Genomic DNA, 21,377 nt, shown 5'->3' with positions numbered 1-21,377 from the left:
GCTCAGCCCATCGCCTCGGGGTTGAACAGCGCCACCTTCAGCGCCCCGGTGTCCGCCGCCTGCTCGAAGACGTCGTAGGCGTCCTGCATCTCGTCGATCCCGAAGCGGTGGGTGCACAACGAGGTCGCGTCGAGGGTGCCCTCGGCGACCAGCCGCAGCAGCAGCGGGGTGGTCCGGGTGTCGACCAGTCCTGTCGTGATCGTGACGTCCTTGGCCCACAGGTCCTCGAGGTGGAGGACCGCCGGCCCGCCGTGGACGCCGACGTTGGCGACGTGGCCGCCGGCGCGCACGAGCGTCGTGCAGAGCTCGAAGGTGTCGGGGACGCCGACGGCCTCGATCGCCACGTCCGCGCCCCGGCCCTGCGTCAGCGACGCGACGATCTCGGCGGCGTCCTCGGGGGACACCGCGTGGTCGGCGCCGCAGGAGACCGCCTGCTGCCGACGCGAGGCGTCGAGGTCGACGACGACCACCTGCGACGGGCTGAAGAGCCTGCTCGTCAGGATCGCGGCCAGGCCGATCGGACCGGCCCCGACGACCACGACGACGTCGCCCGGCGAGACGGCGCCGGCCAGGACCCCCACCTCGTAGGACGTCGGCAGGATGTCGGCCAGCATCAGCGCCTGCTCGTTGCTCACCTCGTCGGGCAGGCGGTGCAGCGAGTGGTCGGCGAACGGGACGCGGACCAGCTCGGCCTGGGCGCCGTCGATCGTGTGGCCCAGGACCCAGCCGCCGCCCCCGGTGCACAGGCCGTAGCGCGCCTGACGGCACGAGTCGCAGCGGCCGCACGCGGAGATGCAGGAGACCAGCACCCGCTGCCCGACCGCGACGTCGTGGACGTGCGCCCCGGTCTCCACGACGGTGCCGACGGCCTCGTGGCCCAGGATCCGGCCGGCCTCCACCTCCGGCACGTCCCCCTTGAGGATGTGCAGGTCGGTGCCGCAGATCGTCACGGCGTCGACGCGGACGATGGCGTCCTGCGGGTCCTTCAGCGACGGGTCCGGGACGTCGGTCCAGGACCGGTGGCCGGGCCCGCCGTACACGAGTGCCTTCATGTCGCACCTGCCTCTCCGGGGGCTCCCGGGGGAGCGCGCGTGGGTGTCCTCCCACGCTGGCACCAGGGGAGCCGCGGGTCAGGAGGCCTTCGGCCCGACCCGGTGGAGCCGTTGGTACCGGGCCCTAGACGAGGTTGACGTGGCCGTGGCGCATCTTCCACAGGGAGTACCGCTCGAACCCGACCCGGAGCCGGTGCAGCCGGGCCCCCGGGACGTGCGCGCCGTGGCGCCGTGGTCCCGGTGCCGGGTCGGGGCCGTCGGGACCGTCGGGACCCGTGCGCCAGGTGGTCGTGGTGTCGGCGAAGGGCAGCGAGGTCGTCGGTGACGCGCCGCGCACCTGAGAGGCGATGTTGAGCGCGGCGGTCTGGGCCATCACCTCGGTGGGCAGGCCGTGACGGCGCGGACCCGCGGGCACCGGCTCCTGCCAGGGGGCGTCGACGGCCGCCGCCGCGCCGACGGCGTAGACGTCGTCGTACTTCTCGCTCTGGAAGGTGTCGCGCACCAGCACCAGGCCGTGGTCGTCGCTCAGCCCGTCGGCCTCGCGCAGGAAGTCCTGGCCGGCGAACGGCGGGACGACCATCGAGAACGTGAACCGCAGGGCCTCGCCGTCGTCGAGGACCACCGCGTCACGGTCGACGTGGTCGATGGCCGCCGCGGTCCTGGTCTCGATGCCGGCCCGGTCGAGGAACCTCTCCAGCGGGACCGGGTCCCACGCCGCGACGCCCGGGGCGCCGGGGCCACCGGGGCCACCGGGGCCGAGGTGCCCGACGTACGGCTCGGGCGTCACGAAGGTCAACCGGACCTGGTGGCGCAGGCCGGCCCGGTCGAGGTGGTAGGCGGTGTCGAGCAGGAACTCGTAGGCCGCGCCGAAGCACGTCGAGCCCTGCGTGGCCGCCACGACCACGTCGCCGGGCTCGCGCAGCAGCCTGCGCCAGGCGGTCGCGCACCGTTCGGCGCCGGCCAGGTCGGTGATCGTGCAGGCGTGCTCGGCGACCCCCGGCACCACGTCGTCGGGGCGGGTCCCCGTGGCGACGACCAGGTAGTCGAAGTCGAGGACCCGGCCGGAGTCGAGGGTCACCTGGTGACCGACCGGGTCGACGGCCACGGCGGCGGCCTTGACCAGCTCGATGCCGTGCGACTCCAGGGTCGGGCGGACCGGGAACGTGAGGTCGTCGCGGTGGCGACGTCCGAACGGCAGCCACACCAGGCTCGGGGTGAAGACGAAGTGGTCGTCGGGGGTGACGACCACGACGTCGACCTGCGCGCCGAGGTCGTTCTTGACGCCCAGCGCCGCCGTCATGCCCCCGAAGTTGGCCCCCAGGACCAGCACCCTCGTTCGCACGGTGGGCTCCTCTCGACGGCCACGCCCACCAGGCCGGGGGCTCGGGTCTCCAGGCTGACCGGCATGGGGGGCCGTCGGGCAGGGTCCAACGTCCTGTGGTGGCCCGCCGGCCGCGAGAGGGCGGCACGGGTGTCGTCGGTCCGCCCGCACCGGGACCAACGACCCTCCACGACCGGTCCCGGGGTGCCTAGCCTCGGCCCATGTCTGCCTCCGTGAAGCCCGTGAAGCCGAGCGCCGTCGCCGACGAGCCCGCACCCCCGGGGCGCCCGGGACAGGCCGAGGAGCTCGACGAGATCGCCGAGCTCGGCGCGGAGCTGCGGTCGCGCCGGGCACCGGAGTCGGTCGCCGACCTCGCCTGGCAGGAGGGCTACCCCTACCCGTCGCGCCTGTCGCGGCCGAAGTACGAGCGCACCAAGCGCAAGCTGCAGATCGAGCTGCTCAAGCTCCAGGCCCACGTCAAGGACTCCGGCACCCGGCTCGTGGTGCTCTACGAGGGGCGTGACGCGGCCGGCAAGGGGGGTGCGATCAAGCGCTACACGGAGCACCTCAACCCCCGCGGGGCCCGCGTCGTCGCGCTCTCGGTGCCGAGCGAGCAGGAGCGCTCGCAGTAATACTTCCAGCGCTACGTCACCCACCTGCCGTCGGCCGGCGAGATGGTCTTCTTCGACCGCTCCTGGTACAACCGCGCCGGCGTGGAGCGCGTCATGGGCTACTGCACGCCGGAGCAGTACCTCAACTTCATGCGGGAGACGCGGGAGTTCGAGCGGATGCTCGTGCGCTCCGCCATCCACCTCGTCACGCTCTGGTTCTCGGTCCCCCGCGCCGAGCAGGCGGCCCGTTTCGAGGCCCGGTCGCTCGACCCCGTCAAGCAGTGGAAGCTCTCGCCCACCGACCTCGCGAGCCGCGACAAGTGGGACGACTACACCGCAGCCAAGGAGGCCATGTTCTTCCACACCCACACCGGCGACGCCCCGTGGACGGTGGTGCCGTCCAACGACAAGAAGCGCGCCCGGCTCGAGGCGACACGTGTCGTGCTGGCCCGCTTCGACCACCCCTCGAAGAACGTCGCCCTGGTCGGCACCCCGGACCCGCTCATCGTCGGCCCCCCGTCGCTGGAGCCCGACGACGACCCGGCCCGACACTTCCCCGTCCTCGACGCCAGACACTGGGGCGCCCCGAGCACCTCGGACGCCTGAGGCACCTCCGTCAGCGGACTCACGGGGTGCAGTGCAGGTCGAGGGCGGTCAGGACCCGGCGACGGGCGCGCCGGTGGGCGCCGCACCGACGTCGCCCCAGGCGGCACGGGCTCCGGAGTCGCCGACGCGGTAGACCTGGACCGCGCAGGCGAGCGCCGCGATGACCGCGACGACGGCGACCACCATGAGCCGGGTCTGCTCGGCGTCGGTGCCCACGCGACCGGCGCGCTCGGACCCGTCCGCCGCGTGGGCGGCGGGGGCCGGACCCGGCGTTCCAGCCACCCCCACACGTCCCGTCTGCTCGCTCTGCTGGCTCTGCGCCTGCTGGGCCCGCTCGGCCCGCTCGGCCCGCCACTGCAGCCACACCAGGGCGCCGGCGGCGATCAGCAGCGCCAGGGCGAACCACAGCAGCTGGTCGCCGAGCTCGGCGTGCTCGCCGGGGTCACCCACCTTCTCCTCGAGCGACTCGCCGCTCGAGGTGGCCACGGGGGTGAGGACCGTGGCGACCAGCGCGGCGCCCACGACCAGCGGCCCGTAGGACGTGCGCCAGCGCGGACGGACCGCGATGGCCAGCGTCCCGAGGACGGCGAGGGGCAGCAGCACCACCACCGCGTGGACGACCAGGGGGTGGACGGGCAGGCCGTTGAACGTGTCGAACATGGACGGGTCCTTCAGGTCGTGCGGCTCCCGGGGAGCCACAGGGGGTTGGGACCGACGCTACGCGGCGGCGAGTGACGCAGTGAGCGGGAGGCTCAAGGTGGCGTGGTCCGGGCCGTCGAGCCGTCCGCGCAGTCGATCACCACCCGCGTGGCGACGTGCTCCGCGAGGACCTTCGTGAGGGCCTCGTTGACCCCCTCGAGCCGCCAGGACTCGGTCACCACGCGGGCCCTGCCCGCGGCGTGCAGGGCGAGGACCTCCGCGAGGTCCTCGCGGGTGCCCCGCGGTGCACCGAGGACGGTGAGGGCGTCGGTCACGGTCCGCCCGATCGGGACCGCCATCGTGGCCTCGTCGTGGCGCTGGGCCGCGGTGACCAGACGGCCGCCCGGTCTCAGCACCGCGAGCGCTTCCTCGTGCACGTGCGGCGCCGCGGTGAGGACCAGGGCGACGTCGAGGCCACCCAGGGCCTGCACGGCGGCGACCGGCTCGGTGGTCCCGGCGTTGACGACGTGCTGCGCGCCCAGCGCGGTCGCGAGGTCGAGCGGGGCGCGCGCGACGTCGACGGCCACCACGGTGGCGCCCTGGATCCGGGCGTACTGGAGCGCGAGGTGGCCGGCTCCGCCGACGCCGAAGACCCCGACGCGCTCGGCGGGCAGCAGGCGCGCCACCCTCACCGCCGCCCACGCCCTCACCCCGCCGCAGGTCAGGGGAGCGGCGTCGACGGCGCTGATCCCCTCGGGGACGGCGACGACCTGGTCGGCCCGCGCGACGGCGTACTCGGCCAGCGCGCCGGCGACGGTGCGCGACCCGCGCCGGACCAGGGCGACCCGGTCGCCGACCCGGGGCGTCCTGACCCCGGTGCCCCGGGCTACGACGACACCGACCCCCTCGTGCCCGGGCACGAACGGCACCGCCGGAGCCCCTGGGAGCTCGCCGCGCGTGGCGTCGACGTCGGCGCGGCACAGGCCGCACGCCTGCAGCTGGAGCAGCACCTCGCCCGTCCCCGGGTCCGGGACCGCGCGCTCGACGACCTCGAGCGGGGCGGACAGCGACGTGACGACGGCGGCCTTCATGACGTGCCTCTCTGGCTGGGCCCGGCCAAGTCTGGGCATACCGCGACCGCCCGGGCAGTGCCCGACGTCGACCGGCGGCGGGACCTTCGGCACTGGCCCCCACGGACCTGCGGCCGCACCCTCGAGGGGTCCGGTACGCGACGACGGGCACGACGAGGGGCTGCTGACATGTGGGACGACGACGGCCACGACTACGGGATGATGAACGGGGACGGGTGGTCGGCCGCGATCGTGGTCCTGCTGGTGCTGCTCGTGCTGGTCGTGCTGGCGGTCGGTGCCTACGTCGTCGTGCACCTCACGCGTCAGTCGACGCACGCACGGACGGCGGTCCCTCCGGGAGCCGCGGCCGTGCCCCCGTCGAGCCTCCCTGCGGGCGGCGGCCAGGACCCGCGACGGGTCCTCGACCTGCGGCTGGCCCGGGGCGAGGTCACCCCCGAGGAGTACGACGCCGTACGCGCCATCCTCGAGCGCGGCTGACCGGTCGGTCAGCGCAGCATCGGGTACCGCTGGACGAGACGCAGCCGCGCCGCCCGGGCGCCGATGCCCCAGGTGTCACCGGCGGCCAGCAGCGCGAGGACGACGAGCGTGAGCGCGCCGAGGAGGTGCTCGTCGAGGACCGGGTTGTTCTCCGGGGGCAGCACGACGCTCCACATCAAGACGTAGAGCAGCGCGCCGGCGGCGCAGGCCAGGCGCATCGCGGCACCGGTGGTCAGCGCCGCCCCGATGCCCAGCAGCCCGAGCATGAACAGGGTGTCGGCCCAGGCCGCGCCGGCGATGTCGTGGTAGATCCCCTCGAACGGGCCGTCGGCGCCGAACGTCAGGAAGCCCGCGGTGGGGCTCCCTCCGTGGATCCACGCGCCGTCGCCGAACCGGTCGACCACGCCGGCGTCGTCACGACCGGTCGAGAACCCCAGGGCCAGCAGCTTGTCCGCGAAGGCCCACAGGAACGTGAGGCCGAAGGCGATCCGGAGCACCGCCAGGGCCCGGTCGGCCAGGTAGCGCTGGGTGGGTCCGGCCGCCGGTGCCGCGGCACCTGGTGCGGCTGCCGGGCTCGGGTCGGAGTGGCGTGTCTTTGCGTGCAGGGTGCTCATGATGGGTCCTCGAGTTCAGTAGGGGTGGCCCGAGGATGGCGCCGACTCGAGCCCGCCGTCAGGGCTGGAGGTCCCACACGCACAGGCCGTCGGTCACCTGCCGAGCCACGGCAGCCACCGACGAGCCGGTCGCGGTCCGGTGTCAGCGGCAGCCCGGGTCGAGCAGCCCGGTCGCCAGGACCGCGGCCTGCGTACGTCGCTCCAGCCCGAGCTTGGCCAGGAGGCTGGACCCGTGATTCTTCACGGTCTTCTCGGCCAACGTCATCCGTGCCGCGATCTGTCGGTTGGTCAGTCCCTCGGCGATGAGCCCGAGGAGTCGCAGCCCCTGCTCGGTGAGGGTCCGCAGCTCCGGTGCCGTCGTCGACGGGTGACGCACTCGCTCGAGCACCCGGTCGGTGAGGGACGGGTCGACGAGCGAGTTGCCGGCGGCCACCTCGCGCACCGCGGTGACCAGGTCGGTGCACCTCATCTCCTTGAGGACGTAACCGGCCGCCCCCGCCATGATCGCCGCGAACAGCGCCTCGCCGTCGTCGTACGACGTCAGGATGAGCGCCTGGATGCTCGGGTCGACCGACCGGACCTCACGGCAGACCTCGACCCCCGACCCGTCGGGCAGCCGACCGTCGAGGATGGCGACGTGGGGGTGCAGCGCCGGGATGCGGGCGATGGCGTCGACCGCGGAGCCCGACTCGCCGACGACCTCGATGCCGCCGCTGGCCTCGAGCAGGGCGCGCAGCCCCTGGCGCACCACGTCGTGGTCGTCGAGCAGGTAGACCCTGATCATCGGGCTGGAGCCCGGCTCGATCGTTGCCTCGCTCGGGCCGGGGGGCGGATCGCACGGGCCTGCGGTGGGGGCTGAGACGGGGGCTGCGGTGGGGGCCGATCGGGCTCGTGCGGACCAGGGTGTCATGCCGCCGCGAGCGGCGGCGCACGACCCGGGCGACCTTCGGCGGTCGTCGGGTGACCTTGGGCTCTGTCCCGATCCCCTCGGGGGTGGTTTCGTGGCGACGTCGGGGGGTGCCCTCCCGCCTAGGAGGGACCGTGATGCGCGAGATCCGGACGTGGACCAGCAAGGCCCTCGTGGTCGTGACGCGGGAGGAGTGCCGATGAGGGTGGTCGTCGCGCTGGGCGGCAACGCGCTGCTGCGCCGTGGTGACAAGCCCGACTCCGCCCTGCAGGTCGAGCACGTCGCGCAGGCGGCCCCGGCCCTCGCGGCGATCGCCGCCGAGCACGAGCTCGTGCTCGTGCACGGCAACGGGCCCCAGGTGGGGATGCTCGCGCTCGAGTCGGCCTCGGACCCGTCGCTGAGCGAGCCCTACCCCTTCAGCGAGCTGGTCGCCGAGACGCAGGGCCTCATCGGCTACTGGGTGCAGCAGGCCCTGACCAACGCGGGCCTGGCCACGCCGGTGGTCACCCTCGTCACCCAGACGGTGGTCGACCCCGACGACCCGGCGTTCGAGCGACCGACGAAGTTCGTCGGCCCGTCCTACGACGAGAGCACCGCTCGCGACCACGCCGGTCGGCGCGGGTGGACCGTGCGCCTGGACGGCACCCGCTGGCGTCGAGTGGTGGCGTCGCCGCTGCCGGTGCGCGTGGCCGAGATCGAGACGGCGCGGATCCTCGTCGAGCGCGGCACCACGGTGGTGCTCGCCGGCGGGGGAGGCGTCCCGGTGGTCGCGGGCCCCCACGGCCTGCACGGGGTCGACGCGGTGGTCGACAAGGACCACGTCGCGGCCCTGGTGGCCACCGAGCTGCGCGCGGACCTGCTCGTCATGCTGACCGACGTCGACGCCGTGATGACCGACTTCGGGACCCTGGAGCAGCAGCCGATCCACCACGTCAGCGCCGCCCACCTGCGCACCGAGTCGTTCCCCGACGGGTCGATGGGTCCCAAGGTGACCGCGGCCTGCGCCTTCGTCAGCGACACCGGGGGGCGGGCGGCGATCGGCTCGCTGCGCCAGGCCACCGAGGTCGTCGCCGGCACGGCCGGCACCCAGGTGGGCGCGGTGCCCGCCGGAAGCCGCAGGTAGGTCACAGGTGGGCAGCAGGTGAGCCCGGTCGGGTCGGGAGCGGCGACGGGGGCTGCCATCACGGCCAAGGGTGGGCGCGTCCCGTATCCCGGCGGCCCCGGGGAGCACGTGCCACGACGTGTGAGGGACCGGCCGATGGCCACCCGCACCGCCACCCAGCCGCAGCTGCGCCGGCTGCTCGAGGCCAACCGGCTCGCGATCGGGCACCTCGACCTGCCGTGGGCGCTGCGCCAGATCATCGAGGCCCTGTCGACCACCGCCGGCGTCGCGATCACCCACGAGCTGCTGACCAACGACGACGTCGACGCGCTGCGGCTCGTGGCCGACCGCGTGCTCGGGCTGGCGGTCGCCGACCTGGTCGTCGTCGTCCTCACCCACGGGTCGCTCGAGCCCTTCCCCGTGCTCCACGTCGACAGGGCCTCGGGGTCGCGGGCCGCGACGGTTCTCGGCGCGGCGCTCGACGCGGGTGACACGCTCGTGCGCCGGTGCCTGGTGACGCGGCGGCCGCAGCTGAGCGACCGGCTGCCCGGCCACGAGCTCGTCGGGCTCCCGCCACGCGCGCTCGGGCCCGCGATGGCGGTGCCGCTGCCGGCGGAGGGAGGGGTGCAGGGCTGCTTGTTCGTCCTGCGCGACCTGGGGTCGAGGCACTTCACCGAGCTCGACCTCGACGTCGCGGCCTCCCTCGCCGGGCACGCCGCGATCGCCCTGGACCGGACCCGGGCCCGCGAGGCACGCGCCCACCTGCGCACGCTGCAGGACCGCGACCGGATCGCGCGCGACCTCCACGACCACGTGGTGCAGCGGTTGTACGCCGCGGGGCTCAATCCAGAGCGTCGGGGCCGCGCTGGGGCCCGGACCCGAGGCCGACCGGCTCGACGCGCAGGTCGCCGAGATCGACGCGACCGTCTGTCAGATCCGCACGACCATCTTCGCCCTCAGCTCCGGCGGGCCCGGCGGGCAGGCGGGGCAGGCGGGTCCGGCGGAGGGCTGAGGGCGCAGCTCCTCGCCGTGGCGACCGCGACCGTGGTGCTCCTGCCCGCGCCACCGGAGGTCTCCTTCCGGGGCCCGGTGGACCTGCTGGTGCCCGTGACGATGCACGCCGACGTGTGTGCCGTGGTGCGTGAGGCGCTCACCAACGCGGGGCGCCACGCCGAGGCGCTGCGCGTCGAGGTGGTCGTCGGCGCCACCACCCGGCGGCTGTGGGTCGAGGTCCTCGACGACGGCCGGGGCCTGCGCGGCGAGACGCGTTCAGCGGGCTCGACAACCTGCGCCAGCGTACGGTCGCGCGCGCAGGCACCTTCGAGCTGGCCAGTCGCGACGGGCCCGGGACCAGGCTGGTGTGGTGCGTGCCCCTCGACGCCGGGTCGGGGAGCGCCGCGCAGGTCGGTTCAGTGGACCGGCCGCCGGGGGAGCACGGCGACGTCGCACGCGGCATGCTCGACGACCGTGGCGACCGACCCGCGGGCCAGGTGCTCGACGGGCCCGTTGGGCGCTGACCCGACGACGAGCAGCTCGGCCCCGCGCGAGGCGCGTGCGAGCTGGTGCTCCCGGCGTCCTCGCACGAGCTCGAGCCGGTCCGCGACGTCCGGGAACTTCTCCCGCATCCCGGCGGTGGCCTCCGAGAGCAGCAGCCTCTCGGTGTCCAGCCCGGGGTCCTCGTCGCGTACCACGCGATGGTCGGCGCCGACGTGGGTCGGGTCCCACACGACGCGCAACGCGGTCAGCGGGAGCCTGCGGAACGAGGCGGTCAGGTAGGCGAACTCGATCGCGGCGCGGCCCTGCTCGGTGTCGTCGACGTCGACGACGACACCGCCGCGCGCCGCGGCGCCCGGGGCGTGGCGCACGACCACGACCGGGCAGGTCGCGTGCTTGGCGAGGTGCACGCTCACCGACCCGAGCAGCGCCGTCGCGATCGGTCCCCGACCGCGCGAGCCGACCACCACGGCGGCGGCCCGTTCGCCGAGCTCGAGCAGGGCGGTGCGCGGGTCGACCCTGGTCAGGATCTCGTGCACGACGAGCCCGGGCGCACGGGCCTGGGCCCGTCGCCGGGCGTCGGCGAGCATCTTGTGCCCGGCGATCCGCAGGTCCTCGAGGATGACGGTCATGTCGACGGCGGGCTGCCCGAACAGCATCGCGTCGCTGCTGGTCGTGAGCCGGACCGAGTAGACCAGCACGAGCGCCCGGTGCTCGAGGGCCGCCTCGTCGGTCGCCCAGTCCAGGGCCTGCTCGGCCGACCCGCGCGCGTGGGCCTCGAGCGCGGCGACCACACGCCGATCGCTCGGGGCGTGGGTCGGGGCCAGCGCGCGGGGCTGCCACGGGGCCGGGCGCCCGCCGGGACCCGCCAGGGCCGTCAGCGTCCGGGCCAGCTCCTCCTGGAACGCGTCGGCCCGGCGCGCGAGCTCGCGCACCTCGCCGCTGCGGGCGAACCAGCTGCCCGCGTGGCTCAGCGGTGCCACGAGCTCGAGGGCCGCGAGGCTCTCCTCGAGGTAGCGCGCGTCGGCCTCGGTGCGGTGGGTCGGGGTGAGGTGGGCCGGCACGGGTGCTCCTCGGCGTGGGGTGGGGTGTCCGGGCGGGTGCGGGTCGTCGCCCGTTCAGTCGTGGGCGAGCGGCACCGGCAGGGCCGAAGGCCCTGGGCCCGGGGACGTGGGCCTCTGCGTCGCAGGTCGCTGACGAGCGCACGCTCGGTGGCAGACGCCGACGTGGCGTGTCGAGGGTGCCGAGGGGGTGGAGGGGTGGCCATGAAGGTCGCGGTGGTGGTCGAGTCGATGTTCGGCAACACCCAGGCGGTGGGGGAGGCCGTGGCCGCGGGGCTGCGTGAGCGCGGCGCCGAGGCCACACTGCTGCTGGTCGGTGACGAGCACGACCACGCCCTCGCCGACGACGACCTGCTCGTCCTCGGGGCGCCGACGCACGGGCTGACCATGAGCCGACCGGGCACGCGGGCCGACGCGGTCACCCAGGGCGCCGACGCGACCCGTGCCGCCACCGGCGTGCGCGAGTGGCTCGAGGCGCTCGACGACGGCGCGGCGCGACCGCCGGTGGCCGTGTTCGACACCCGCGCCCCGGGTGACGCGTCACTGGCCGGGATCCGCGTCGCGCGCGGTCGCCCGCAGGCTGCGCCGCCGCGGTCTGACCGTGGTGGACCGCACCAGCTTCTACGTCGACGGCGTCCAGGGCCCTCTGCTGCCCGGCGAGGTCGAGCGCGCCCGGCTGTGGGGCGAGCGGCTCGCGTCGCACGCGACCCGACCGGGTTCGGCCCGCAGGCCGTGACGCCGGCTCAGCCGGGCTGACGCAGCCGCCGTGGGACGCCGGCGTCGACGGCCGTGGCCGGGGACAGACGGATCTTGACGTCCACCAGGTGGGTGCCGCCGGCGTCGACGAGCACGGGGTTGAGGTCGAGCTCGGCGACCTCGGGGACGTCGGTGCCGAGCTGGCTCAGCGCGAGGACCTGTCGCTCGAGAGCGGACACGTCGACGGCGGCCGAGCCGCGCCACCCCGCCAGCAGCGGCCACGACCGCAGCGAGCGCAGGGCGCGCCGTACCGACCCGATGTCGAGCGGGGGGAGCAGGGAGACCCGGTCGTCCCAGACGTCGATCGCGGTCCCGCCGGCGGCGACCACGACCAGCGGCCCGAACGTCGGGTCCTGCCGCAGGCCCAGCGCCACCTCCACCCCGGGGACCACGGGCTGCACGAGCACCTCGACGCTCGTGCCGAGCGCGCTCTCGAAGGCCGTGACGGCCGCGGCGACGGCCGCGGCGTCGCGCAGGCCGGTGCGCACCAGCCCGCGGTCGCTCCTGCGCGTCACGACGGGGTCGGCGACCTTGACCGCCGCCGGGAGCCCGAGCCGAGCAGGGCGTCGGCCGCCTGCTCGAGGGAGTGCGGGGTCGTCGCGGCGCCGACGTCGACCGGGTTGTCGGGGCGGGCCGGCTCGGGGACGAGCCCGGCGAGCCGGGCCCGCAGTCCCTCACTCAGGGGTGGGACCACGAGCCCGGCCGCCACGGCCGCGTCCGCGCCGAGGACGCCCGGGCCCCCTGCGTTGGAGAGCACCGCGAGGCGGCGGCCGGCGGGACGGGGCTGCTCGGCCAGGACCAGCGCGGTCTCGGCCAGCTCCGGCACGTCACGGCAGGCGATGATCCCGCTGTGCCCGAAGAGGGCGTCCACGGCGACCGCCGACGGCGCCGAGGCCCCGGTGGGCGCGGCGCCGCCCCGCCGGTCGTGAACCGACCGCCCGCCCACCACGACCAGGAGCGGCTTGCGCTCGCTGAAGCGCCGCGCCAGCCGGGCCAGCTTGGGGGCGTTGCCGAACGACTCGAGGTAGAGCCCGGCCGCGGTCACCGTGGGGTCGTCGAGCCAGGCGGCGAGCAGGTCGTTGCCGGAGACGTCGGCCTTGGTGCCCAGCGACACGAAGGTCCGCAGGCCCAGGCCGGTGCGCAGCGCGGTCTCGAGCAGGGCCACCCCGACGCCATGCGACTGCGAGGCGAGCGCCAGCCCTTCGGGACGCGGCACCAGGTCGCTCACGGTCGCGTTGAGGCGGGTGCACGGGTCGTTGACCTGCACACCGAGGCTGTGGGGCCCGACGAGCCGGAGGTCGTGGTCGCGCGCCAGGCGGACCAGGTCACGCTGGCGGCGCTCGCCCTCGGCGCCCGTCTCGGCGAAGCCCGACGACACGACGACGACGGTCCCGGCGCCGGCGAGCGCGGCGTCGGCCACCACGCCGAGCACCCGACGTGCGGGGACGGCCACGACCACGAGGTCGACGTGGCCGGGCACGTCGACCAGGTGCGCGTACGCCGGGGCCCCGGCCACCCGGGGGCGCGCGGGTCCGGCGTCGGGGTGCACCACGACGACGTCGCCGGTGAAGCCCCCGGTCCTGATCGAGGCCAGCACGGCCGCGCCGGTGCCGCTGCCGTCGCGGCGTACCCCGACGACCGCCACCCGCTGCGGGCGCATCAGCCCGGCGAGCGAGCGGGCCTGCGAGGTGCACTCGCGCGCGTCGGCGGCGGCGACCGCCGTGGCCGAGGCCGCGGTCGACATCTCGACCTCCGTGACGCCGTGCGCGGTGTCGCGCTCGATCTCGAAGCCGGCAGTGACGAAGACCTCGGCCATCGCGGTGTTGTCGGTGAGGATCTCGGCGACGAACCGTGAGATGCCGCGGTCGCGGCCGGTGGCCGCGAGGTGCTCGAGCAACAGGCTGCCGAGCCCGTGCCCGTGCAGCTCGTCGGCCACGAGGAACGCGACCTCGGCGGACGTGGCGTCGATGCGCTCGGCCGTGGCCAGCGCCACCACGCGGCCGCCCACGAGCGCCACCAGGGCGATCTCGGCCGACGCGTCGGAGTAGAGGTGGTCGACGTACTTCACGCCGGTGGCCCTGCCGGTGGTGAAGAACCGGTAGCGGGTGCTCGCCGCGGAGATGCCCTCGTGCAGGGCCTCGACCGCGGCCCGGTCGCCGGGGCGCAGGGGCCTGATCGCGGCGATGGAGCCGTCGGAGAGCAGGACGTCGGAGGCCGGACCACCCTGCTCGCCGACGACCGGCGAGGCGGTCACCCCCGGGAGGGGCGGGCCACGTCGGTGCCGTGGCTGCGCTGGATCGTGCCGGGGCCGTGACCCGGCGCCGGAGCGACGGACCGCTGCACGAGCGCGCGCCCCGTGACCTGGTCGGGGGTCAGGCAGAACGCCATCCGGCGCAGGCCGTCGGGCCACGGGCTCGGGTCCGGGGCGCCGCTGGGGACCTCGGGGTGCGCGCCGAGCACGTGCTCCGCGCGCCCGCGCACCACGACGCTCCACCCGGTGCGGGCGTGCTCGTCGACGTGGTCCACGGCGAACGCGGCCCGTTGCCCGGGCAGGTGGACGGCGAGCTGGCTGTAGGACGTCGTGCGCAGCCACAGCAGCCCGTCGCGGGCCAGGTAGTTCAGCGGCACGATGTGGGGGTCGCCGTCGACGACGTAGGCGATCCGGCCCAGGTGGTGGGACCGCAGGTGCGCCCAGCACTCCGCCTCGGTCAGCTCGTGCAGCAGGCCGTCACGTCGGGTCGAGGTCGCTGGGCTGGGGGTCATGGTGGCTCCTCGGTCGCGGGTCGACAGCCGTCACGGCCGTCGGTCCCAGTCGACGCCCCCGGGCGGCCGGGCGCCAGGGACGAAGGTCGTGCCCGACGGGACGTCCGGGCCCTCGGTGAGTCCGTGGTGAGTCCGCGGTGACCACCCCGGCGGGGGTGCGCCGCCTCGCTACGCTGGAGCAGATGACTCGATCAAGCCTGACCCCGACGGGCCGGGCGACCGCGCTGCCGGTCGGCCGGGTGCTGGTGCTGCTCGCGGCCCTGGCCGGGCTGTTCGCCATGCACGGCCTGTCCGGCCACGGGGCCATGGACCATGAGGGGGCCGCGTTCGCCGTCAGCCGGGACGCTCACACCGGCGGGCACCCCGCTGCTGCGATGCCCATGACCGCCACGACCACCCCCTCCACCGGGCCCTCCCGGGACACGACCGCCGCAGCTGCCGTCACCACGACCATGACGACCGACGTCATGGGGCTCTGTCTGGCGGTGCTCGCCGGCGCGTGGATGCTGCTGGTGGCCCGTGGGGCCGGCTGGCCCGCAGCGGTACGGCGCGCCCGCCTCGCCGCACGGGTCGTCGCCGTGCGCGCGCGGGCCCGCGCTCCCGACCCTCCCGACCTGCTCGCCCTCTGCGTCCACCGGTGCTGACAGGCACCGCACGGCCCGACCTCCCTGGTCGAGCCCGTGCGCAGCCTGCCCACCCACGCACACCGCGGCCCGCCGACCGGCGGCCCGCACGGACGAGAGAGACCACGTCGATGAACACCCGGACCAAGACCCCCCGCCCGCTGGCCGCCCTGGCGGCCGTGACCCTGACCCTGTCGCTGTCCCTGGTCGCCTGCGGCGACGACGGCGACTCCGCCGCGCCGGCGAGCGCCACGCGGACCGCGAGCAACGGCGACGTCTTCAACGACGCCGACGTCAGCTTCGCCACCGACATGATCCCGCACCACGCCCAGGCCATCGAGATGGTCACCCTGACCGAGGGGCGGACCCTCGACCCCGAGGTCGCGGCGATCGCCGAGGACATCCGGGCCGCACAGTCGCCCGAGGTCGAGCAGATGGTCGACTGGCTCACCGCCTGGGGCGAGGACGTCCCCGAGACCTCGCTCGACCATGCGAACGCCGACCACGACATGGGTGACATGGGCAGCGACGAGGGCGATGAGGGCGACGGCATGGGCGCGATGGACCCGGGCATGCCCGGGATGATGAGCGACCAGCAGATGACCGACCTCGAGGACGCCTCCGACGCCGACTTCCAGGACCTGTGGCTGTCGATGATGGTCGAGCACCACACCGGGGCCATCACCATGGCCCGGGCCGAGATCGACAACGGTCGCTACCCGGCTGCGATCTCGCTCGCCGAGTCGATCGTCGCCTCGCAGCAGGCCGAGATCGATCGGATGCAGGCGTTGCTCGACTCCTAGCCGGCTCGGTACGGACCCCGGCGTGCCGTCGTACGCCGGGGTCCGACCAGCCCGACCAGCCCGACCAGTCCGACTAGTCGGTCGGGTCCGGCAGTCGCACCCGCAGGAACCGCGGCCGGTAGAGCCGCGGATCGGCCAGGACGTCGCCGACGTCGGTGTCGTTCTGGCTGTAGGAGATCACCACGGTGCCCGGCCGCGGGAGCAGGTCGGGGTGCGCCAGCGGCAGGTAGCGCAGCGTGCCGGTGGCCGCGTCCGAGGGGATCTGTGCCAGCGCCGGGCTCGGCGTGAAGGGCCCGGTGGGTGCGGGGGCGGTCCAGATCGTCAGGTCGCTGCCGAGGACCTCGTCGCGCTTGCTCACGGCGTACCAGTGGCCGTCCTGCTCGAAGACGCTGAGCGTCTGCGAGACCCCGCCGACCGCCGGCACGAGCTCGGCGACACGGTCGGCGTCGCGCTGCCAGCGCTCGCCGTCCCAGTAGCGCCATGCCGTGGGGTCGAGCAGGTCATCGAGGTCGACGCGCGCCACCTGCAACGAGAACCCGAACACCCCGGTCGTGTCGGGCCGTGCGGTCCCGTAGAGGTAGACCTGGTCGCCGACGACGGCGGTCGCCGCACCCCAGACCGGACGGGTGGTGTCGACCAGGTCGGGCCCGAGGTCCTGCTGGTCGATGAGCTGGGGCGTGCCGCCGCGCGGGACGACGAAGATCGCGACGGCCGGTCCGAGCTGCTCGAAGGCGAAGACACCGGACCCGCCGTCGCCCGGGTCGCCGGTGTCGCGCACCCGTTGGGTGCTCACCCCGACGAGGTCGTAGCCGGGGTGCTCGACCTTCGCCACCGACATCGGCCAGTAGCCGACCCCGTCGCGCCGGTCGGGCACGATCGCGCCGTGGTCGGCCGGGAGCACCGCCTGGGCGCAGGCCGGGCTGAAGACCAGCATCGAGTTGTGCACGAAGCCCTGACCGTCGAAGGACGCACCGCGCAGGGTGTCACCGAACACGAAGAGCTGCCGACCGTCCTGCAGCTCGACGCTCGCCCCGACGTCACCCCCCTGGAACTCCGGGTTGCCGCGCACCTCCCGGGCGAAGGCGTCGAGCTCGGCGACCGTGTCGAGCCCCCCGGTCGGCAGGCACCGTGTCTCGCTGGCCCCCGCCACGCGCGGTACCTCGCTGGCGCTGGGACCCTCCGGCAGGACCGCGGCCATCAGCACCAGGGCCGCGGCGGCGGGGGCCACGGTCGCGACCACGCGCCGGCGCCAGTGGTCGTTGACCGACACGTCCAGCCCGCCTCTCGCCCACTAGCCTCGAACCGCCATGACCACGCTGACGACGACCGCCCCGCACGGGGTGGGCAGACGAGGCGTGGTGCTCGTCCTGGTGCCGCTGGTCGCGGTCCTGGTCCTCGCTCCGCTCCTGCTCGCACTCCAGGTCGCCCGCGTCGGTACCGAGCCCCGCGACCTCGAGGTGGGCGTCATCGGCCCGGTGGTCGTCTCGCAGGCCGTCGTCGAGCGCGGCGGCGGCCTCCCGGGCGACCCGTTCCACGCCGTCGTGCTGGCCGAGGACGCCGACCCGGCGGCCCCCGTGCGCGCGGGCCTCCTCGCGGCGACCGTGGCCGTCGACTTCCGCGAGGACCACAACACCCTGCTGGTGTCGTCGACGCTGTCCCCGGCCCTGGTCGCTGAGGTCCGCGTGCGGGTCGAGGCGATCAGCAGCAGCTACGGCCGGTCGTTGGTCGTCGGGTCGGTCGCGCCGGCGCGCAGTCCCGACGCGTGGCGCGGCACGCCGTACGCGATGGTCCTGGCGTGGGTCGTGGCCGGTGTCGCCCTGGCGGTCGGGCTGTCGTGGTGGCGCGGGCCGCTCTCCGCGACCTGGCGCGGCGCGTTCCGGCGTACGGCGGCGCTGGCGGCCAGCAGCGTGGTGGTGGGACTCCTGGTGTCGCTGGCGGTCGGGGCCCTCAGCAGTGCCGACGTCGACGTGCTCCGCACCGGGGCCGTCGGCGCGGTGACCGTGGCCGCGACCGCCTGGCTGGTCCTGGGCTCCGAGGCCCTGTTCGGGCTCTGGGGGCTCGCCGCCGCCGTGTCCCTGGCCCTGTGCGGCGCGGCCCCGCTGCTGCTGGCGACCGACGCGGGCACGCTCCCGGCACCGTGGTCGGCGCTGTTCCCGTGGACGGTGGGGGGCTCGGCGCTGTCGTTGGTGCGCCAGGACGTGTTCTTCGGTGGCGGTGCGGGTCTGCGGCCGGTGGCGGTGCTGGTGTCGTGGGCGCTGCTGGCGCTCCTCACGCTGACCGCGGCGCGCCGCGAGCGTCTCGCGCTCGTGCGAGAGGCGTCCCTCAGGCCAGGTAGTAGGTCAGCAGGTCCGACCTGACCGGCGGGAACAGGGCCGACATCAGCTCGGCGCGGGGGCCGGGGTAGACGTCGGGTCGCAGCCGGGCGAGCCCGTCGATCCCGAGCGGCCCGAGCAGCAGGGCGCCGAGGTGGTCCGGGGCGACCCCGGCGCCACCGACAGCACCCGGCGCCTGCATCGGGCCGCCGGCCACCGGCGCCCCGAGCCTGCCCCCGACGACCGGGAACCGGACGTGAGAGCCGAAGAAGGACACCACCACCTCATGACCCGTCGCGTCTACGGGCAGGTCGGCGGCGTCGAGGCGCGCCTGCAGCACCGGGCGGACGGCGTCGAGCGCGGTGACCGGGTCGGGCACGCGCAGGTAGTACTGGTCGGCGCGGGGGGAGGGCGGCTCGGCGACGCGCGCGAGCAGCGCGGACACCGGCGTTCCGGGGCGGTCCGCGACGCGCAGCGGCTCGGGCTCCGCAGCCCGCCCGGCGGCACCGAGCGCGTGCGTGACCAGGGCCGCGGCGGCGGCCTCGTCGACGGCTGCGACCTCGCCGAGGAGGTCCGGGCCCTCGGCGGGGGTGAGACGCCCGGTCGCCACGGGCACACCGTCGCGCTCGACCAGCAGGGTCCGGCAACCCGTGCGCTCGAGCACCCACCTCCAGCAGGGGGCCGAGTGCGGCATCCGCACCTGCGCCGTGGCCTGGGCGAGGGCCTGCAGCTCCTGGATCACCAGGAGGTCGGCCGCCGTCGCCGTGCGCACGACGTGCCCGGACGCTAAGTCGGCGAGGTCGGAGGTGAGGGCGCGGACACGGTCGACGACGAGGCGCGGCGGGACGTCGAGGGCGTACGAGTAGCCGAACTGGCGGTAGAAGTAGGGGATCCCGATCATCACCTGGACCACGTGGCCACGCGCGGCCGAGCGCTCGTGCGCCCAGCCCATTAGGGCTCGGACCAGGCCGCGGCCCTCGTAGGCCCGGTCGGTGGCGACCAGCTCGACCTGGCCGGCGGGCAGGCGCACCTCGGCGCCCGCGTCGGCCAGCGTCAGCTCCTCGTCGAGCAGCACCGCGGTCGACACGACACGGTAGCCGTCGACCACTATGGCACACGCGTCGTAGCCCGCGTCCTCGACCACCAGCCGGTGGTCCTGCCGGTCGGCGTCGTCACCGCGCTCGGCCAGGAGGTCGCCGACCTGGGTCAGGTCGGCCGGCCGGCACGAGCGGAGCACCAGGCCGTCGACGAGCTCCCGGGGGTGCGTCACTGCGGCCGGGTCGGACATGCCGACCACCCTAGGCCGATCCGGCGTCGCGGTGCGCGGACCTGGCCCGGGCTACTGCAGGGCAGCGGTGAGCCGCATGACGTTGTCGAGGTAGCGCGCGCGCCGCGACCGCCCGGCCCACTCCTCGGCGCTGAGCTCGCGCGAGAGCGCCCGGTAGGTGTCCTCGACCTCACGCAGACGGCGTACGACGGGGGTGCCGAGGAGCATCAGCGAGATCTCGTAGTTGAGCGCGAACGACCGCAGGTCCATGTTGCTGGAGCCGATCACCGCCACGTCGTCGTCGATGGTGAAGTGCTTGGCGTGCAGCACCGCGGGCGCGGGGTACAGCCAGATCCGCACCCCCGCCTCGAGCAGCGCCCGGTAGTAGGACGCCTGCGCGTGCCCGACCATGAGCTGGTCGGCCTCCTCGCAGACGAAGAGCTCGACGTCGATGCCGCGCTGCGCGGCCGTGGTGACGGCGTACAGCAGGGACTCGTCGGGCACGAAGTAGGGGCTGGTGAGCGAGATGCGTCGGGTGGCGCCGTAGATCAGGGTCGTGAACAGGCGCAGGTTGTTCTCGGTGGTGAAGCCCGGCCCCGACGGCACGACCTGGCAGGTCACCTCGTCCAGCGCGGGGCCGACCTCGCCGGTCGGGCGCAGGTCCGGCCCCACCGTGATGGGCAGGACCTCGTCGGTCTCGGCGTTCCAGTCGGTGGCGAAGACCGTGTCGAGCTCGGCCACGACCGGGCCCTCGACGCGCACGACGAGCTCGACCCACTCGCGGCGGTCGGCGCCGGCGGGCTTGTGGTAGCCGGGCTCGACGAGGTTCTGCGAGCCGTGAAGCCGACCCGGCCGTCGACGACGACGAGCTTGCGGTGGTTGCGCAGGTCGGGACGCCGGAAACGGCCGCGGAAGGGCCGCACCGGCAGCATCGGGTGCCAGGCGATGTCGGTCGCGGCGAGCCGGGCGAGGAGGTCTCGGTAGCCCGGGACGCGTCGCGACCCGAGGTGGTCGAAGAGCAGCCGCACGGTGACCCCGCGCGCGGTGGCTGCGACGAGCGCCTCGAAGAAGGGCGCGGTCACCTCGTCCCAGGCGGCGATGTAGAACTCGACGTTGACGTAGGTCTCGGCCGCCTCGACCGCTGCCGTCATCTCGCCGACCGACCCGGCGTAGTCGGGCACCAGCGCGACGCGGTTGCCGGACAGTAGCGGCAGGGCCCCGAGTCGTTGGTTGAGCGCGACCACCGACCGCAGGTACGCCGGCGCCTCGGGTCCGACCGATGCGGTGGCCAGGGTGCGGGCCCGCTCGGTGATCGCGGCGTTGATCTCCGCCTGCCGCTCGCGGCGGCGCGCGCCGACCTGGGTGCTGCCGAAGAACACGAACGCCACGAGGCCGAGCCACGGGGTGAGCAGGATCAGCAGCAGCCACGCCATGCCGGTCGAGGGCTTTCGGTTGCCCGGGATGATGCCGATCGCGGCGATCCGCAGGGCCAGCCCGGCCAGCGCGACCAGCACGACGACGAGGGTGGCCAGCCACGACCCCGACGGCAGCCAGTCAGGGATGCTCACGTCGTCCCCACCGCCGTCGTCCCCACCGCGCGTCCACCGCGTCAGCATCGCGGGCCGCACTGCTCGCGTCGAGCGTCGGACGACCCGAGGTCCCGGGTCGCAGGTCCCGACCGGGACAGCGGGGGAGCCCGATCCTGCCGACGGTCGGGCGACTGCCTTTTCGGTGGTCGAGGTGCGAGGGCCGCTAGGAGCCTGCTGAACAAAGGGCGCGCCTGAGCGACTCGTCGGGGTTGGGCTGAAATCATGTGGTTGTGCAGGGTGAGGCTGATCGCCAGCGGGATCTGATGGATGTGGAGTCGGTCGCGGGGCA

At 74.8% G+C, this 21,377-nt stretch carries 20 protein-coding genes and 2 pseudogenes; 8 read left to right on the top strand and 14 right to left on the bottom strand.

Annotated features, from left to right (window positions below):
* Nucleotides 1-2: 2 nt before the first annotated feature.
* Together FZC61_RS21545 and FZC61_RS21540 are read right to left on the bottom strand one after the other, a co-directional pair.
* Nucleotides 3-1,052, bottom strand: a complete 1,050-nt coding sequence (locus FZC61_RS21545; RefSeq protein WP_148616325.1) for an alcohol dehydrogenase catalytic domain-containing protein — start codon at nucleotides 1,050-1,052, stop codon at nucleotides 3-5.
* A 124-nt stretch (nucleotides 1,053-1,176) separates the two neighbouring features.
* Complete coding sequence (locus FZC61_RS21540; RefSeq protein ID WP_148616324.1) at nucleotides 1,177-2,394, bottom strand: NAD(P)/FAD-dependent oxidoreductase; 1,218 nt, start codon at nucleotides 2,392-2,394, stop codon at nucleotides 1,177-1,179.
* Nucleotides 2,395-2,594: 200 nt separating this feature from the next.
* Here FZC61_RS21540 and ppk2 point away from each other — a divergent pair.
* Nucleotides 2,595-3,590: pseudogene (gene ppk2 / locus FZC61_RS21535) on the top strand (polyphosphate kinase 2).
* A 48-nt stretch (nucleotides 3,591-3,638) separates the two neighbouring features.
* Here ppk2 and FZC61_RS21530 read toward each other — a convergent pair.
* Complete coding sequence (locus FZC61_RS21530) at nucleotides 3,639-4,250, bottom strand: DUF2231 domain-containing protein (protein ID WP_148616323.1); 612 nt, start codon at nucleotides 4,248-4,250, stop codon at nucleotides 3,639-3,641.
* 92 nt (nucleotides 4,251-4,342) lie between these two features.
* Nucleotides 4,343-5,320 (bottom strand): alcohol dehydrogenase catalytic domain-containing protein, encoded by a 978-nt coding sequence (locus FZC61_RS21525; RefSeq protein WP_148616322.1) that lies wholly within the window; start codon nucleotides 5,318-5,320, stop codon nucleotides 4,343-4,345.
* A gap of 168 nt (nucleotides 5,321-5,488) precedes the next feature.
* Between FZC61_RS21525 and FZC61_RS21520 the strand changes: the two genes are divergently transcribed.
* Nucleotides 5,489-5,797, top strand: a complete 309-nt coding sequence (locus FZC61_RS21520) for an SHOCT domain-containing protein (RefSeq protein ID WP_211357386.1) — start codon at nucleotides 5,489-5,491, stop codon at nucleotides 5,795-5,797.
* Nucleotides 5,798-5,805: 8 nt separating this feature from the next.
* Here the strand turns inward: FZC61_RS21520 and FZC61_RS21515 are convergent, their stop codons facing one another.
* Both FZC61_RS21515 and FZC61_RS21510 read right to left on the bottom strand, forming a co-directional pair.
* Nucleotides 5,806-6,411, bottom strand: coding sequence for a hypothetical protein (locus FZC61_RS21515; protein ID WP_148616321.1), 606 nt, complete (start codon nucleotides 6,409-6,411; stop codon nucleotides 5,806-5,808).
* 142 nt (nucleotides 6,412-6,553) lie between these two features.
* Nucleotides 6,554-7,195 carry a response regulator gene (locus FZC61_RS21510; RefSeq protein WP_148616320.1) on the bottom strand — a complete coding sequence of 214 codons (642 nt, stop codon included), beginning with the start codon at nucleotides 7,193-7,195 and terminating at the stop codon, nucleotides 6,554-6,556.
* Nucleotides 7,196-7,517: 322 nt separating this feature from the next.
* Here FZC61_RS21510 and FZC61_RS21505 point away from each other — a divergent pair, with 322 nt between their 5' ends.
* A complete protein-coding gene (locus tag FZC61_RS21505) occupies nucleotides 7,518-8,441 on the top strand; it encodes a carbamate kinase (protein WP_148616319.1) in 924 nt (307 codons plus the stop codon).
* Between the two features lie 135 nt (nucleotides 8,442-8,576).
* Nucleotides 8,577-9,140 (top strand): annotated as a pseudogene (locus tag FZC61_RS24130) (GAF domain-containing protein); the annotation flags it as partial.
* A 689-nt stretch (nucleotides 9,141-9,829) separates the two neighbouring features.
* Here the strand turns inward: FZC61_RS24130 and FZC61_RS21495 are convergent.
* Complete coding sequence (locus FZC61_RS21495) at nucleotides 9,830-10,978, bottom strand: universal stress protein (RefSeq protein WP_148616317.1); 1,149 nt, start codon at nucleotides 10,976-10,978, stop codon at nucleotides 9,830-9,832.
* Between the two features lie 201 nt (nucleotides 10,979-11,179).
* Here FZC61_RS21495 and FZC61_RS21490 point away from each other — a divergent pair, with 201 nt between their 5' ends.
* Nucleotides 11,180-11,731, top strand: a complete 552-nt coding sequence (locus tag FZC61_RS21490) for a flavodoxin family protein (protein WP_211357385.1) — start codon at nucleotides 11,180-11,182, stop codon at nucleotides 11,729-11,731.
* Here FZC61_RS21490 and FZC61_RS21485 read toward each other — a convergent pair.
* The 3 genes from FZC61_RS21485 to FZC61_RS21475 are packed head-to-tail and all read right to left on the bottom strand — an operon-like array spanning nucleotide 11,719 to nucleotide 14,494.
* A complete protein-coding gene (locus FZC61_RS21485) occupies nucleotides 11,719-12,246 on the bottom strand; it encodes an acetate--CoA ligase family protein (RefSeq protein WP_148616316.1) in 528 nt (175 codons plus the stop codon). The two genes, FZC61_RS21490 and FZC61_RS21485, sit on opposite strands and share 13 nt — an antisense overlap.
* On the bottom strand, nucleotides 12,243-13,985 hold the full coding sequence (locus FZC61_RS21480) for a GNAT family N-acetyltransferase (protein WP_170286213.1): 1,743 nt from the start codon (nucleotides 13,983-13,985) through the stop codon (nucleotides 12,243-12,245). Before FZC61_RS21480 ends, FZC61_RS21485 begins: the two co-directional genes overlap by 4 nt.
* On the bottom strand, nucleotides 13,982-14,494 hold the full coding sequence (locus FZC61_RS21475) for a pyridoxamine 5'-phosphate oxidase family protein (RefSeq protein WP_148616312.1): 513 nt from the start codon (nucleotides 14,492-14,494) through the stop codon (nucleotides 13,982-13,984). Before FZC61_RS21475 ends, FZC61_RS21480 begins: the two co-directional genes overlap by 4 nt.
* A 182-nt stretch (nucleotides 14,495-14,676) precedes the next feature.
* On the opposite strand from FZC61_RS21475, the gene FZC61_RS21470 reads away from it, so the two are divergent.
* On the top strand, nucleotides 14,677-15,138 hold the full coding sequence (locus FZC61_RS21470; RefSeq protein ID WP_148616311.1) for a DUF6153 family protein: 462 nt from the start codon (nucleotides 14,677-14,679) through the stop codon (nucleotides 15,136-15,138).
* A gap of 110 nt (nucleotides 15,139-15,248) precedes the next feature.
* The gene (locus FZC61_RS21465) at nucleotides 15,249-15,920 is read left to right on the top strand and encodes a DUF305 domain-containing protein (RefSeq protein ID WP_148616309.1); all 672 of its coding nucleotides are present in this window, start codon (nucleotides 15,249-15,251) and stop codon (nucleotides 15,918-15,920) included.
* 73 nt (nucleotides 15,921-15,993) lie between these two features.
* Here FZC61_RS21465 and FZC61_RS21460 read toward each other — a convergent pair whose 3' ends face one another.
* Nucleotides 15,994-17,190: a glycoside hydrolase family 183 protein gene (locus tag FZC61_RS21460; protein ID WP_148616307.1), complete on the bottom strand. Its 1,197-nt coding sequence runs from the start codon at nucleotides 17,188-17,190 to the stop codon at nucleotides 15,994-15,996.
* Nucleotides 17,191-17,227: 37 nt separating this feature from the next.
* Here FZC61_RS21460 and FZC61_RS21455 point away from each other — a divergent pair, with 37 nt between their 5' ends.
* Nucleotides 17,228-18,277: a hypothetical protein gene (locus tag FZC61_RS21455; RefSeq protein ID WP_148616305.1), complete on the top strand. Its 1,050-nt coding sequence runs from the start codon at nucleotides 17,228-17,230 to the stop codon at nucleotides 18,275-18,277.
* Here FZC61_RS21455 and FZC61_RS21450 read toward each other — a convergent pair.
* The 3 genes from FZC61_RS21450 to FZC61_RS23815 form a co-directional block, all read right to left on the bottom strand.
* Nucleotides 18,243-19,520: a GNAT family N-acetyltransferase gene (locus FZC61_RS21450; protein ID WP_148616304.1), complete on the bottom strand. Its 1,278-nt coding sequence runs from the start codon at nucleotides 19,518-19,520 to the stop codon at nucleotides 18,243-18,245. The two genes, FZC61_RS21455 and FZC61_RS21450, sit on opposite strands and share 35 nt — an antisense overlap.
* A gap of 51 nt (nucleotides 19,521-19,571) precedes the next feature.
* Nucleotides 19,572-20,003 (bottom strand): phospholipase D-like domain-containing protein, encoded by a 432-nt coding sequence (locus FZC61_RS23820; RefSeq protein ID WP_246142848.1) that lies wholly within the window; start codon nucleotides 20,001-20,003, stop codon nucleotides 19,572-19,574.
* A gap of 113 nt (nucleotides 20,004-20,116) precedes the next feature.
* Complete coding sequence (locus tag FZC61_RS23815; protein WP_246142845.1) at nucleotides 20,117-21,067, bottom strand: phospholipase D-like domain-containing protein; 951 nt, start codon at nucleotides 21,065-21,067, stop codon at nucleotides 20,117-20,119.
* Nucleotides 21,068-21,377: the final 310 nt, after the last annotated feature.

Source organism: Nocardioides rubriscoriae (assembly GCF_008087085.1).
Taxonomy (GTDB): domain Bacteria; phylum Actinomycetota; class Actinomycetes; order Propionibacteriales; family Nocardioidaceae; genus Nocardioides; species Nocardioides rubriscoriae.
The sequence above is the reverse complement of the archived record's forward strand: the minus strand, read 5'-3'. Positions and strand labels throughout refer to the sequence as shown.